At 69.3% G+C, this 12080-nt stretch carries 12 protein-coding genes; 8 read left to right on the forward strand and 4 right to left on the reverse strand.

Annotation, left to right across the window (positions count from 1 at the left end):
* Positions 1 to 11 precede the first annotated feature (11 nt).
* Together KYK13_RS09855 and KYK13_RS09860 are read left to right on the forward strand one after the other, a co-directional pair.
* A complete protein-coding gene (locus tag KYK13_RS09855; protein ID WP_223643819.1) occupies positions 12 to 1337 on the forward strand; it encodes a DEAD/DEAH box helicase in 1326 nt (441 codons plus the stop codon).
* Entirely contained in the window at positions 1334 to 4495 is a 3162-nt protein-coding gene (locus tag KYK13_RS09860) for a hypothetical protein (protein ID WP_223643820.1), read from the forward strand. Before KYK13_RS09855 ends, KYK13_RS09860 begins: the two co-directional genes overlap by 4 nt.
* Here the strand turns inward: KYK13_RS09860 and KYK13_RS09865 are convergent.
* From KYK13_RS09865 to KYK13_RS09880, 4 genes are all read right to left on the reverse strand, one after another.
* The gene (locus KYK13_RS09865) at positions 4461 to 5687 is read right to left on the reverse strand and encodes a hypothetical protein (protein ID WP_223643821.1); all 1227 of its coding nucleotides are present in this window, start codon (positions 5685 to 5687) and stop codon (positions 4461 to 4463) included. The genes KYK13_RS09860 and KYK13_RS09865 overlap by 35 nt on opposite strands.
* Positions 5629 to 6822 (reverse strand): hypothetical protein, encoded by a 1194-nt coding sequence (locus tag KYK13_RS09870; RefSeq protein WP_223643822.1) that lies wholly within the window; start codon positions 6820 to 6822, stop codon positions 5629 to 5631. The genes KYK13_RS09865 and KYK13_RS09870 overlap by 59 nt, the downstream gene beginning before the upstream one ends.
* 72 nt (positions 6823 to 6894) lie before the next feature.
* Entirely contained in the window at positions 6895 to 7575 is a 681-nt protein-coding gene (locus tag KYK13_RS09875) for an ImmA/IrrE family metallo-endopeptidase (RefSeq protein WP_223643823.1), read from the reverse strand.
* Positions 7575 to 7925: a helix-turn-helix domain-containing protein gene (locus KYK13_RS09880; protein WP_223643824.1), complete on the reverse strand. Its 351-nt coding sequence runs from the start codon at positions 7923 to 7925 to the stop codon at positions 7575 to 7577. The genes KYK13_RS09875 and KYK13_RS09880 overlap by 1 nt, the downstream gene beginning before the upstream one ends.
* A gap of 141 nt (positions 7926 to 8066) precedes the next feature.
* Here KYK13_RS09880 and KYK13_RS09885 point away from each other — a divergent pair, with 141 nt between their 5' ends.
* From KYK13_RS09885 to KYK13_RS09910, 6 genes are all read left to right on the forward strand, one after another.
* Entirely contained in the window at positions 8067 to 8255 is a 189-nt protein-coding gene (locus KYK13_RS09885) for a hypothetical protein (protein ID WP_223643825.1), read from the forward strand.
* Between the two features lie 101 nt (positions 8256 to 8356).
* Entirely contained in the window at positions 8357 to 8929 is a 573-nt protein-coding gene (locus KYK13_RS09890; protein WP_223646577.1) for a DUF2924 domain-containing protein, read from the forward strand.
* Complete coding sequence (locus KYK13_RS09895; protein WP_169824406.1) at positions 8926 to 9108, forward strand: hypothetical protein; 183 nt, start codon at positions 8926 to 8928, stop codon at positions 9106 to 9108. Before KYK13_RS09890 ends, KYK13_RS09895 begins: the two co-directional genes overlap by 4 nt.
* The gene (locus tag KYK13_RS09900) at positions 9105 to 10655 is read left to right on the forward strand and encodes a recombinase family protein (RefSeq protein WP_223643826.1); all 1551 of its coding nucleotides are present in this window, start codon (positions 9105 to 9107) and stop codon (positions 10653 to 10655) included. The genes KYK13_RS09895 and KYK13_RS09900 overlap by 4 nt, the downstream gene beginning before the upstream one ends.
* Positions 10652 to 11110: a hypothetical protein gene (locus KYK13_RS09905; protein ID WP_223643827.1), complete on the forward strand. Its 459-nt coding sequence runs from the start codon at positions 10652 to 10654 to the stop codon at positions 11108 to 11110. The genes KYK13_RS09900 and KYK13_RS09905 overlap by 4 nt, the downstream gene beginning before the upstream one ends.
* Before the next feature lie 99 nt (positions 11111 to 11209).
* Entirely contained in the window at positions 11210 to 12079 is an 870-nt protein-coding gene (locus tag KYK13_RS09910) for a hypothetical protein (RefSeq protein ID WP_223643828.1), read from the forward strand.
* The last annotated feature ends 1 nt before the right edge of the window (position 12080 follow it).

The following is a 12080-nucleotide window of genomic DNA, read 5'->3' on the forward strand; positions in this document are numbered from 1 at the left end:
GCCTTTGACGGATGCTGTCCTTCCCGAACCCCGCCTACCTCGATCGCCTGCGACTCGGCCTCAACCCCGGCGCCGAGCTCGAGACGGTGTGCTTCGTGGAGCAGCGAGCTGGCGAGCTGCGCCTCCCGCGCGGCGCCATCCATGCGCTCCGACGCGCGGCCGCGCAGGACGGGCTCATCGTCGCCTGCGACGACGCGCGCGTGCTGCCCGAGGCAAAGCTCGAACTGGCGCGAGACTCCCCGCTGCGCGACTACCAGTCGACCGCCGTCGACAAGCTCGCCAAGGTCACGCAGGGGACGGTCGTCATCCCGTGCGGCGGCGGCAAGACACGCGTTGGCATGGGCGCGATCGCGCGCTTGCGAACCCCGACGCTCATCCTCGTGCACACCCTCGACCTCGCCGAGCAGTGGCTCGGGGAGCTGAAGGGCAAGCTCGGCCTCGACGCGGGCCTCATCGGCGACGGCGAGGCGCACCCCGCGCCCGTGACGGTGGCGGTCATCCAGGCCCTCGTGCGCTGGGAACCGGCGAAGCTCGACTCCTTCCTCGCGGGCTTCGGCCTCCTCATCCTCGACGAGGCGCACCACGTCGCCACGAGCACGTTTCACTCGGTCGTTGACCGCTGCCCCGCGCGCTACCGGCTCGGGCTCACCGCGACGCCCGAGCGCGAGGACGGGCTGACCGCGCTCCTCGACCTGTTCCTCGGCGCGCGGCTCGTCACGGTCACGCACGAAGAACTCGTGGCGGCCGGCGTGCTCACCGTCCCAGAGATCCACAGCATCGAGACGGGCTTCTCGTTTCTCTACACGGGCCCCGAGGACTACGCGCCGATGCTCGCCGCCGTCGCGAGCGACGAGGCGCGCAACGCGCTCATCGTGAAGACGGTCGTCGCAGAGGCCCGCGCAGGCCACGTCTGCCTCGTGCTCTCCGGTCGCATCGACCACTTCCACGCGCTCGCCGACGCCATCGCCGCCCAGGGCGTCGCGGCTGCCGTCCTCACCGGCGAGGTGAAACGCGCGGTCCGCAAGGAGCTGCTCGATGAGGCCCGCGCCGGGAAGCTGCCCGTCATCGTCGCCACCAGCCTCGCCGACGAGGGGCTCGACTTGCCGCGCCTCTCGCGGGTGTTCCTCGCGTACCCGGGCCGGGCACGCGGGCGCACCGTGCAGCGCCTCGGCCGCCTCATGCGCCCGCACGCCGAAAAGACGGACGCCGCGCTCTTCGACTTCGTCGACCGCAAGGTGCCTCTGCTACGTCGCCACCACCTCGAACGGCGGAAGCTCTACGCCGAGGTCCTGGGCGTGCCCGCGTCGAAGCTCGGCACGCGCAAGGGAGCCGCATGAGCGCGCTCGCTCCCGACGAGAGCAGCATCCGGTCGACTTGGCGCTGGCTCGCCCACGGCGCGCACGGCGTCTCCGAGGTGCGCGTCATCCGGCCAGCGGGCGGCATCATCGGCATCGGCTTCTTTGACGACGAGGACGCCTTCGTCCGCGAGTGCGTGCGCACCAATGCGGCCGGCAACGTCTACGTCGGCATCCAGCCACGCCCGAGGCGCCTCTTCGACGCGGCGCCGAACGTCGTGCGCCCGCTCAAGACCGGCGTCGGCCGCAAGGACATCGAGGTCATCACCGCGACGGTCATCGACCTCGATCCGGTGCGCCCGAAGGACACCGCCAGCACCGACGCCGAGCTCGCGCTGGCGATCGCTGCGGCCGAGAAGGCCTCGGCGTGGTGCGAGGCCGAGGGGCTCGTGCGCCCGCGCCTCATGATGAGCGGCAACGGCGCGCAGCTCTGGTTCGCACTGCCGCCCACAGCGCTGGAGGGCGACCGCCGTGACCGGCTCCAGGCGGGGCTCAAGGCGTTCGAGGCGACGGTTCGCGAGCGCGTGCAGAGCGAGGCCGTCCACGTCGACTCCATCCACGACGTCGCCCGCATCATCAAGGTCATCGGCACCGTGAGCCACAAGGGCGACGGCCTGGGCGACCGTCCCCACCGCGTCAGCGCAGGGCTCTCCGGTTTCGAGCGCGTCGCAGATGCCGCCCTCCTCGCCCGCCTCGACGTCGACCCCGCGCTCGAGCTGCCGGCCGCCGCAGCCCGCCTGACGCTCCCGGTGTTTGGGAACGCGCCGGCACCTGGCTCCGCGAAGGCAAAGCGCACGCCGGAGGGCGAGTACGACTGGGAGCACCCGGTCGAGATGTGCGGCCCGGTCCAGCGCCTCTGGGAGCAGGGCGCCGAGGACCGGAGCGTCGCCATCTTCAACATGGTGCGCTTCTTCGCGCATAAGGGGCTGGGCCTCGACGAGATCACCGAGCTGGTCCTCGAGGACGACCGGCGAGGCCTGGGCAAGCTGCGCGGCCGCGACGGTGTCGCGTACATCAAGAAGGCGCACGAGAAGGTGCTCGCGACCGCTCGCGAGGACGGCTCGATCGCCCCGCCGTGCCATTCGCTCCAGAACCTCGGCTACTGCCGCGTGAACCGCGAGCCGACCGCGCGGTGCGAGCTCTACGACGTCGTCTTCGACATCGAGAAGGCCATCGAGGCTGTACCGAGCGACACGCCCGCGCGTGAACTCGAGTACCGCCTGAAGCCCATCCTCGACGCCATCGCGCACCGCGGTCCATCCGTGCAGAGCAAGTACCTCGGCGTCGTCGAGAAGCGCTTCGGGCTCAAGGCCAAGGACCTGCGCAAGGCTGTCGCCCGCGTGACTACCGCGCCGGCGCGCGACGACGATGAGCGCGCCGAGCCCGAGAGCAGCGACGAGGAGATGGAGGGCGCGATCTTCGAGGACGCGTCCTGCTACTACTGCATGACCGCGCGCGGCGAGACCAAGGTCATTTCGTCGTTCACCATCGAGCCGACGATGCGCGTCGTCACCGAGGACGGCGAGCTCATTCTCGGCGACGCGCTCACAGACAAGGGCGGCAAGGTTCCGGGCTTGCGGCTGCCGCTCACGGCGTTCCACAGCAAGCGCGACCTCATTCGCCAGCTCCCATCCGCTGACCTGCAGTGGACCGGCAGCGACAACAACGTCCAGGGTCTGCTCCGGGTGCTCGCTCGGCGACCGGTCCCTCGTCGACCGGGCTCGAACATGCTGGGCGAGTACAAGAAGGGCGAGCACCACGTCTGGCTCGGCCCCGACTGCGCCATCGGCAAGGACGGCTTCCTCGAGCCGTCGCCGGTCATCTACGTCCCGAGCGGCGCGTCGCTCGACAAGCGCGTCTCCTACGTGAAGAGCGACGAGGACACGTTCCTGGAGGTCGCGGCCGTCGTCTTCCGCTGCCTGCCGCAGGTGAACAAGCCCGAGGTCATCCTCCCGGTGCTCGGCTGGTTCTTCGCGACGCCGATGAAGGCGAGCTTCATGAAGGCGGTGGGCGCGTTCCCGACGCTGTTCGTGTGGGGCACGCAGGGCTCGGGCAAGTCGAGCCTCTGCATCGACATCATGTGGCCGCTGTTCGGTATCCGCGACGCCGAGCCCTACAGCGCGACGGAGACCGAGTTCGCGCTGCTGAAGCTGCTGACGTCGACGCGCTCGGTGCCGATCTTCATCGACGAGTACAAGCCCTACGACATGCAGCGGCAGCGGCTCAACACGCTGCACCGCTACCTGCGCCGTCTCTACCGGGGCGAAACCGAGGAGCGCGGGCGCCCGGACCTCAAGGTGAACAGCTACCACCTGCAGGCGCCGGTCTGCGTCGCTGGCGAGACGCGCCCCACGGAGGCCGCGCTGCTCGAGCGCATCATCGCCGCGAACCCGGAGAAGACCACGCTCGACGAGCAGACTGGCCACAAGCAGGCCTACCGCGAGCTGCGCTCGGTAGACCTCGTGCTCTTCGCGCCGAGGTACATCCAGTTCTGCCTCGGGCGCGACTTCGACGCTGACCTCGCGGTGGCGCTCGGCGTCGCCAAGGCGCTGCTCGACGGACGCAAGGTGCCCGTGCGCATCGCGGAGAACCTCACCGCGATGCTGCTCGGCGTGCATCTCTTCGAGGAGTTCGCCAAGCACTGCGGCTGCGAGCTGCCCGACGACCTCGGCGTCGAGGCCGCCGTGAACGCGGTGCTCGACGACGTCCTCGAGACCGATCAGGGCGTGAAGAACGCGCTCGACCACTTCCTCGAGATGCTGGGCGTGATGGCCGTCCAGGGGCACCTCAAGCACCGCGTCCACTACGTGTTCGACGCGGGGAACCTCGCCATCCACCTCGAGAGCGCGTACGACGCGTTCCGCGCGCACTGCAAGCGCATCGACTACGAGGGAGAGGTCGTCGACCTGAAGGCGCTGCGACGCCTCATCCTCGAGAACAAGAAGCAAGGTGGCTTCGTCCTGGTCGAGAGCGAGCGCGTGCTGTTCGACGGCCGCGAGGGGCGCCGCCGCGCGGTGCTCGTCGACCTCGCGAAGACCAAGGTCGTCACGGCCGACGACTTCCCGACGCCCGACGAAGGGGGCGGCGGCGGCCTCCGCGAGACCCTCAAGTCCCGCCACGGCTGGCGCGACGACTCGTAGCCGGGGTCTTCACGGCCTCGGCGTCCCCAGGCGCACCGAGGCGGCGGCAGTCGCGGAGGAGGGTGGAGGCGTTCTGCAGGCCCTCCTCCTGCTTCTTCGTCGCCTTGCCCTTCGTGCCGTCCTTCTTCTTCGTCGTGGTCGTGGCCACGAACTCGAGCTGCGCGAGCGACTCGTCGAGCTCGATGTTCTCGGGCGGGATGCCGAGGCGGACGAGGCCTTCGCCGCGCTGTACGCGGAGCAGGGCCTTGCGCTCCTCCTCGCCGAGCCCGGGGATGTCGAACTTCCCGAGGTCCGCGCGCAGGTCGTTGAGCGCCGGGTCCTTGTCGCTGCCGTCACGCAGGCGCGACTTGTCGATCCACCCGTCGTCCTTGCCGTTCTTGCGGGCCGCCGCGAGCAGCAGCAGGCGCAGGAACTTCAGGTCGCTCTTGCGGAAACCGCCGAAGTCGTGGCCGTTCATCTCCACGACGTGGCGATCGCCCGGACGCGTCGCGAGCCGGAGCCGCACGTAGTCGAGGTCGAGCATCGGGTCCTCGATGACCTGCGTGCGGTACTCGGGCGTCAGCTCGTCGATGGCGCGGGCCAGGTCCATGCCTCCGCGCGCGTCGAGGGCGAGCTCGAAGGGGACGATCCTATCGACGGTGGTGAGCGCCGTCGGGGGCTTCTTCGCCACCAGGACGATCATCCCGTCGACGCCCAGTTCGGCGCGTGTGCCTCGACAGAGCTGCTCGAAGCCGAGCTTCGGTGCGCGCAGCCAGACGACGGCCACGTTGAGCCCACGCCGGCGCACGAGCCCGACGCCGAGGAATGGCTTGGGCACCTTGCCCGTGAGCGGCGCGAGGCCGTTCTGGGCGGCAAGCTTCGCAAAGACGTCCTTCGCGCGGCACCGCAGCCCCTCGACCTCGGTGCGCTCGACCCAGGTCCAGCCCGGCCAGCAGGGCGGTTCCTCGGGGCACGCCACCCCGACGAGCTTCTCCGAGGCGCGGAGGTCGTAGTTCAAGTTCGGCAGGCAGCCGCGCTCGCAGCCGGGCGGCTCGTAGTCGTCGTCCTTGCCGTACTCGAGGACGCGCTCGCGGACGCAGAGCACCGGCTCCGCGCCTGCGGCCATGACCTCGGCGTACGAGACGCGCGAGTCGTCACTGAGCCGCAGCTTCGACAGCAGCAGCGTCCAGGGGAGAACGTCGTCCGCTGGCATCGATGCCCCACTCCTTCAGGTAGCGACGGATGACGCGGTCGCGCTCCGTGTCGTTCAGGTTCGAGCTGTTCGGGTTGAAGAGGCTGACCGTGCGGTACTTCTGACGGCCCTTGCCCTCGAAGCGGAACTGCAGCCGGACGCCGTGGATCTCGTCGCTCGCGAGGTTCACGCCGTGCTCCTCGAGGAGCAAGCGCACGCCCAGCACGGTGAAGCCCGCCTTTATCTCCACTGTCACGCGCTTGACGTCGCGACTCGCCGGCTTCGCAACCACGCGCACGATTGAGACTTCCTCGATCTTGTCGAAGCCGCGCACCGGGAAGTCGAAGTCGTCGTCGCGCAGCGGGTCGAACGAGAACTTCGGGCTCTTGGTCGTGTCCTCGAAGTAGCTCGTGTCACCGATGAAGAGCTGGGCGAACAGGTCGCGCAGCTTCTCGCGCTCGGCCACGCGCGGCGCCTTCACGAGGAGCGTCGACGTCTCGAACTGGAAGACAGCCGCGAGCCGCACAACAGGCCGCTGCCAGTCCGGCTCCACCACGCCCTTGTCGTTGAAGCGATCGAAGGGGGCGACCTCGTCCTCGTGGTAGATGAAGAGCGCGAACTTCTCGTCGTTGGCGAAATCCTCGACCTGGCAGCGTGCGCCGAACGCGGTCTCGCGGAAGTGGCTCGCCATCGCTGCCTTCATGTCCGCCTTGGCCTGCGCGGTCGGCTTCAGCGACACCGCGTAGCGCCCGTGGAACTCCGTGAGGTGTTCCATCATGTCGAGAACGTGGGCTTGGTGCGCCTCGAGGAAGAGCGGCTCATCGGCCACGAACAGGCGCACCGCGAGATCCTGCGCCGACCACGCGCGGCTTTCCTCGACAAGGTGAGAGTGCCCGTTGGTCCAGACCTGCAAGGCGAGCCGCTCGAGGTAGGGGCGCGCGTGAGGCCCGCACAGATCGTTGACCGGCAGGAGTTTCGTCTCGAGCGCCACCCGCTCGGTCTCGGGGAGCGCTTTCCACGCGCGATAGACCTGCTCCCCCACCGGTCCCTGGCCATCGAGCACGAGCTCGACGGCGGCCCACTCGAGCAGGACCTCGAGGGCGTCGGGGGTGAGGTGGCGGAAGAAGGACTTCGGGTTCCATTCGCGGTTGGCCATGCGTTCTCCGGATGGGTGACTGTTGCCTAAACAGGGGACATCGAGAGCGAACGAAACCGCTCCCCCCACACTTCAGAAGAGCCGTCCTTGCGCGCCGTCGACGACGAGCTTCAGGGTCTCCAGGCGGATCTGCATCGCCTGGTTCGACACGTTGGTGAAGCCGCCGTGTGCGATGACCTCGGACGCGAAGTCGCGCAGCTCGGAGATGCGCTCGTCAGCCTTCTTGCGGGCGAGGAGGTTGTCGATGGCGAGCGGCCCGCCGCTCACGTGCTTCACCGCCGCGCGTACGTCGCTCGCGGGCATGAGCAGGAACGCCGAGAACTTGTCGGCCTGGATCTCAGCCGGGTCGCGCTGGCCGTCGCGGCAGACGATGGCGGCGGTGGCCTTGGCACCGGGCTCGCGCGAGAAGAGCGGGAACGTGACCTTGTCCATCTCGCGGAGCGGGCGGTGGAGCTGCCAGTGGCCGAGCTCGTGACTGAGGGTGAAGCAGTAGCGGCCCTCGTTGCCCTCAAGCGACGAGTCGATGACCACCAGCGCGTCGTCGAGCCACGTCGCGCCGAGCACGTCGGGCTTGCCGAGCTTCGTGCGGAGGTCGCCCATCTCGAGGCTGAGCCCGAGGACACCCTCGGCGATCGCGTCGACCGGGATTGGCGGGCGAGGCGCCTCGCCTTTCCACTTGGCGTACCGGCGCAGCAGTTCCTGAGCGGCGCTCTCGATCTGCGCGTCCGAGAGGAACGGGACCTTGGTCGACATCACCGTTTCCCCTTCTTCTGCTGTGCGTCGAGGAGCTTCATCAGGTCCGCGCCGGAGATGTTCTTCTCGCCGACGGTGCGCAGGAACTCCGGCATCGTGGGGTCAGCCTTGATGACCTTCTCGACGTCCTCGGACACGCGGCCCGCGAGCGTCATCAGCTCGTCGAAGTCGTCGTTCAGCAGCGTCGCCAGCTTGCGGATGACGTCCTCGGCTGGCTGGCTCTTCTCTTCCATCGTCTCGATGCGCGACAGGTACGTGGGCGAGATGCCGACCTTTGTGGCTGTCTCGCGGAGACCGAGCTTCAGCTCAGTCCTCTTGCGGCGGATGCGTTCTCCAAAGCGTTCCTTCACGTGTCCTCGCTCAGCACCTCAGCAGTAGGGCCTGATGTACTGTTGCCTAAATACTAGACAGGTAGGGGCAGTCAAGGGGGCAATCGTTCGCTGGACGATCTCCCTGTCCCACCGCACGCGCCAGGCCCGCGTTTCCCACCCGTGAACGCGACCACCCCGACGACGCCGCCGCACGCGGCTCTAGCCGTCACGGAGAGCGCCGAGGAGCGCCGCGCCGACGTCGAGCGCCGCCTCGACGAGGCCGCCGACATCCTCGCTGAGGCCCTCCTCGACATGTGGCGCAAGGAGCAGCGCGCCCGGCGCGCGGCCGCGCACGGAGGTGCGTCGTGACGTCCGCGCTCTCTCCGGCTCTCGCCTTGTCTTCTACCGGGGAAGAAGCCGTCATGCCGACGACGCGCGAGCACGGTGCGCGCGCGAACGACGGAGGCACGATGACCAACAAGACGACCGCCAGAGCCCGAGCCGCGATGCGCGAGCTCGATGACGTCCCCACCCAGCTCGCGGCGCTCGAGACGATGAGCGTCGGCCAGCTCGCCGAGAAGTGGCGCGAGCTCTACGGCGAGCCGACGCGCACGCGGAACAAGGACTACCTGAAGAAGCGCCTCGCATGGCGCATCCAGGAGCTGGCCGAGGGCGGGCTCTCGCAGGGCGCGCTCGCGCGCATCCACCAGCTCGGCGACCAGATGCCGGAGCGTTGGCGCATGCGTCGGAGCCAGGGCCACGCCGCGAGCGACGCGCCCGCGCCGACGGAGGCGCTGCAGGTGGTGCAGCCGACCGAGCCGCGGGACCCGCGCGTGCCGCCCGTAGGCACCGTCCTGCGCCGCGTCTTCGACGGCAAGGCCCACGAGGTGACGGTCTGCGCGGAGGGCTTCGAGTACGCGGGGCAGCGGTACAAGTCGCTGTCTGCCATCGCCACGGAGATCGCCGGCACGCGCTGGAACGGGTTCCTCTTCTTCGGGCTCAAGAAGCGCGGCGAGTCGGCGCGCGAGGAGTCCGCGGCATGAGCGACTTCTTCCGCACGCAGATGGGCCACCGCTTCTACGAGTCGACGATGCCGTCGCTCGTGCGGGAGCTCGCGCGGCTCAACGCGAACCTCGAGCGGCTCCTCGCCGTCGTCGAGCGCGACGCCGCAAAGCCCGACGAGGGCGAGCCCACGCCGGAACCGTCGAAGGAGCCGCGATGACCAAGCAGCGCCAGCGAGCGAGCGCGCCGGCACCGGAGACGAAGCGCTGCGCCATCTACACGCGCAAGTCGACGACGATGGGCCTCGAGCAGGAGTTCAACTCCCTCGATGCCCAGCGCGAGGCGTGCCTCGCGTACATCGAGCGGCAGCAGGGCTGGACGCTCGTCGACGAGCGCTACGACGACGGCGGCTTCACCGGCGCGAACATCGACCGCCCCGCGTTCCAGCGGCTGCTGGCCGACGTCGACGCCGGAAAGGTCGACGTCATCGTCGTCTACAAGGTGGACCGGCTCTCGCGCTCGCTGCTCGACTTCGTGAAGGTAATGGAGCGCCTCAGCACCGCGGGCGCGTCCTTCGTCTCCATCACGCAGAACTTCTCGACGGCCGACGCCATGGGTCGGCTGACGATGAACATGTTGATGTCCTTCGCTGAGTTCGAACGGGAAATGATCAGCGAGCGGACGCGCGACAAGATCGCCGGTGCGCGCCGCAAGGGGAAGTGGACGGGTGGACCCGTGCCCTTCGGCTACTCGGCGAAGGACAAGAAGCTCGTCGTGAACGAGGCCGAGGCCCACGTGGTGCGCGAGGCCTTCACGCTCTTCCTCGCGCACCGCCAGATGGCCATCGTCGCCCGCGAGCTGAACAAGCGCGGACTCCTGCCGCGTGCCTCGAAGCATGGGCGCAAGGGCAGCCCGCTCTGGAGCAAGGACAGCATCGCGCGCGTGCTGCGGAGCCCCCTCTACGCGGGGCGCATGATGTACGGCGAGGAGCTGTACGAGGGCGAGCATCCTCGGCTCATCGACGACGTCACCTACCGCCAGGCTCAGAAGCTCCTCGGCATGGCGGGCCGCGAGCTCCGCGTGACCGGCACAAACCCCGAGTACGTGCTGCGCGGGCTCCTGCGCTGCGGGCTCTGCGGCGAGGCGATGTGCCCGGGCTCGACGACGAAGAAGAGCGGGAAGACGTACCGATTTTACAGATGCTCGACGCGCGACAAGTACGGCACGGACCGGTGCTCCGCGAGGCCGCTGCCCGCGCTCGCCCTCGAGGACTTCGTCGTGGAGCGCCTCATGGAGGCGACCGCCGACGGCACGCTGGCCGAGCGCATCCACGCCAAGCTGGCGGCGCGCGTCGCGAAGGAGCGCTCGACCTTCGTCGAGGTGCGCAAGGCGCTGTCGGCGCACATCGCCGATGCCTCGGCCGCCGCGTCGAAGCTGACCGACGAAGTGGTGCGGCTCGAGGGGCGCGCGCGCGAGCTCGTCGAGGCCAAGCTGCGCGACGAAGCTGCGCGACTCGACGACTGCGAGCGCAAGCTTCGCGCGCTCGAGGATGACGCCCTGAACCTCGAGCTGGTGGAGAGCCAGCGGGAGTGGTTCGTCGGGGCGCTTCGCAACCTCGGCAAGGTGTGGGGCGACATGACGCCCGAGAACCAGGGGCGCCTGCTGCGCGCGCTCGTCGCCAAGGTCAGCGTCGACGAGGGGACCGGGATGTGCCGCGTCGAGCTGGTGAACTTCGATGTCGCCGCGAGCGCGAAGGAGGCCGCATGACCGACGCCCAGAGCACGGGGAACTCCGCGAGGAAGAACACGGACGCCGAGGGCGACGAGTTCCACGTCATCGAGAAGCCGCTCTTCCGCCGCAAGGGCCGGAGCGTCACGCTCGCCGCGACGCCACCGCCCGCGAAGCCCGAGCCCGTGCGCCGGCCGGCCAAGGTCGCCCAGCAGCTTGCCCTCGCGCACCACCTGCAGGCCGCCATCGACCGGGGCGCCGTCGCCGACCGGGCCGACGTGGCCCGGAAGCTGGGGCTCACGCGGGCGCGGGTGACCCAGCTCCTCGACCTCTTGCTTCTGGCGCCTGATCTCCACGACGCCGTGCTCGCCCTCGAAGCCGTGGACGGCGCAGAGCCGATGGCCGAGCGTACCCTCCGGGCGGTGGCCCACGCGGGGACGTGGGCCGAGCAGCGGGCGGCGTGGGCGAAGCTGAGCGGCGCCTCACGCGGGTAACTCCTCACGATTTCAGGCGCGCTCGGCTTGCCATGACAGGCCGCGTCACACTCTTTAAGTTCTCGCCGGCAAACTTGCCGGCGAGCTTGGAGGCATGTCTTGACATCAGAACACCACTCTGTCACTTTCAGTGCCGGCAAGTTTGCCGGCGGGTTCACCATGTCCCTTGCAGAGGTCAAAGCGATCGAGTTCTTCCCACCGGCAGGGCTGCCTGCGGGTGCGGCGAAGCTCGGCTTCCGCTTCGGCGACAAGGGCACCCACTCAAGTCGGACCCTCATGCTCACCGAGCTCGAGGCCGTCCTCGCTGCTGCTCCGGGCGCCGCCGACCGCGCCGCCTATGCGGCGGCCATCATCGAGGGCAACTGCCTTGAGAAGCCCACCGCTTCGACTCGCCGCCTGTCCAACCAGCGCCTCGGCGAACTCTACGCGCTCGATCCCTTCGTCGTCGTGTTCCGCGTGCTGCGTGGGCTCTGGGACGTAGACCCGAATGCGCGCCCGCTCCTCGCCATGCTCGCCGCACTCGCGCGCGATCCGCTCTTCATGGCGTCGGCCGGCCCGGTCCTCTCGCAGCACGCCGGCATCGAGATCCAGCGAGCACCCATTCGCGAGGCGCTTCGCAAGCTGGTCGGCGAGCGCATGAACGACGACACGCTCGACAAGGTCGTGCGCAACGTCTCCAGCTCCTGGACGCAGACCGGCCACCTCACCGGCCGCACCTTCAAGCACCGCCAGTGCGTGAGCGCGCCGCCCACGGCGGTCGCCTTCGCGCTGTGGCTCGGCAACGCCGCTGGCTTCCGCGGCGAGGAACTCCTCACCACGGGGTGGATCGCAGCGCTCGACTGCACGGCCACCTCTGCTCGTACGCTGGCGCTCGAAGCCAAGCGCATCGGGCTCATCGACCTGCGCACCGCAGGGGACGTCGTCGAGTTCGGGCTCGACCGGCTCGACCCAGGACTCGGGAGGAAGTGAC

Origin of the sequence: Corallococcus sp. EGB (genome assembly GCF_019968905.1) — a bacterium.
Classification (GTDB): domain Bacteria; phylum Myxococcota; class Myxococcia; order Myxococcales; family Myxococcaceae; genus Corallococcus.

Coding starts and splice junctions, on each gene's coding strand:
- KYK13_RS09890 (WP_223646577.1), top strand. CDS start 8,357: ATGACCAACAAGACGACCGCCAGAGCCCGAGCCGCGATGCGCGAGCTC.
- KYK13_RS09905 (WP_223643827.1), top strand. CDS start 10,652: ATGACCGACGCCCAGAGCACGGGGAACTCCGCGAGGAAGAACACGGAC.
- KYK13_RS09900 (WP_223643826.1), top strand. CDS start 9,105: ATGACCAAGCAGCGCCAGCGAGCGAGCGCGCCGGCACCGGAGACGAAG.
- KYK13_RS09870 (WP_223643822.1), bottom strand. CDS start 6,822: ATGGCCAACCGCGAATGGAACCCGAAGTCCTTCTTCCGCCACCTCACC.
- KYK13_RS09895 (WP_169824406.1), top strand. CDS start 8,926: ATGAGCGACTTCTTCCGCACGCAGATGGGCCACCGCTTCTACGAGTCG.
- KYK13_RS09875 (WP_223643823.1), bottom strand. CDS start 7,575: ATGTCGACCAAGGTCCCGTTCCTCTCGGACGCGCAGATCGAGAGCGCC.
- KYK13_RS09855 (WP_223643819.1), top strand. CDS start 12: ATGCTGTCCTTCCCGAACCCCGCCTACCTCGATCGCCTGCGACTCGGC.
- KYK13_RS09865 (WP_223643821.1), bottom strand. CDS start 5,687: ATGCCAGCGGACGACGTTCTCCCCTGGACGCTGCTGCTGTCGAAGCTG.
- KYK13_RS09860 (WP_223643820.1), top strand. CDS start 1,334: ATGAGCGCGCTCGCTCCCGACGAGAGCAGCATCCGGTCGACTTGGCGC.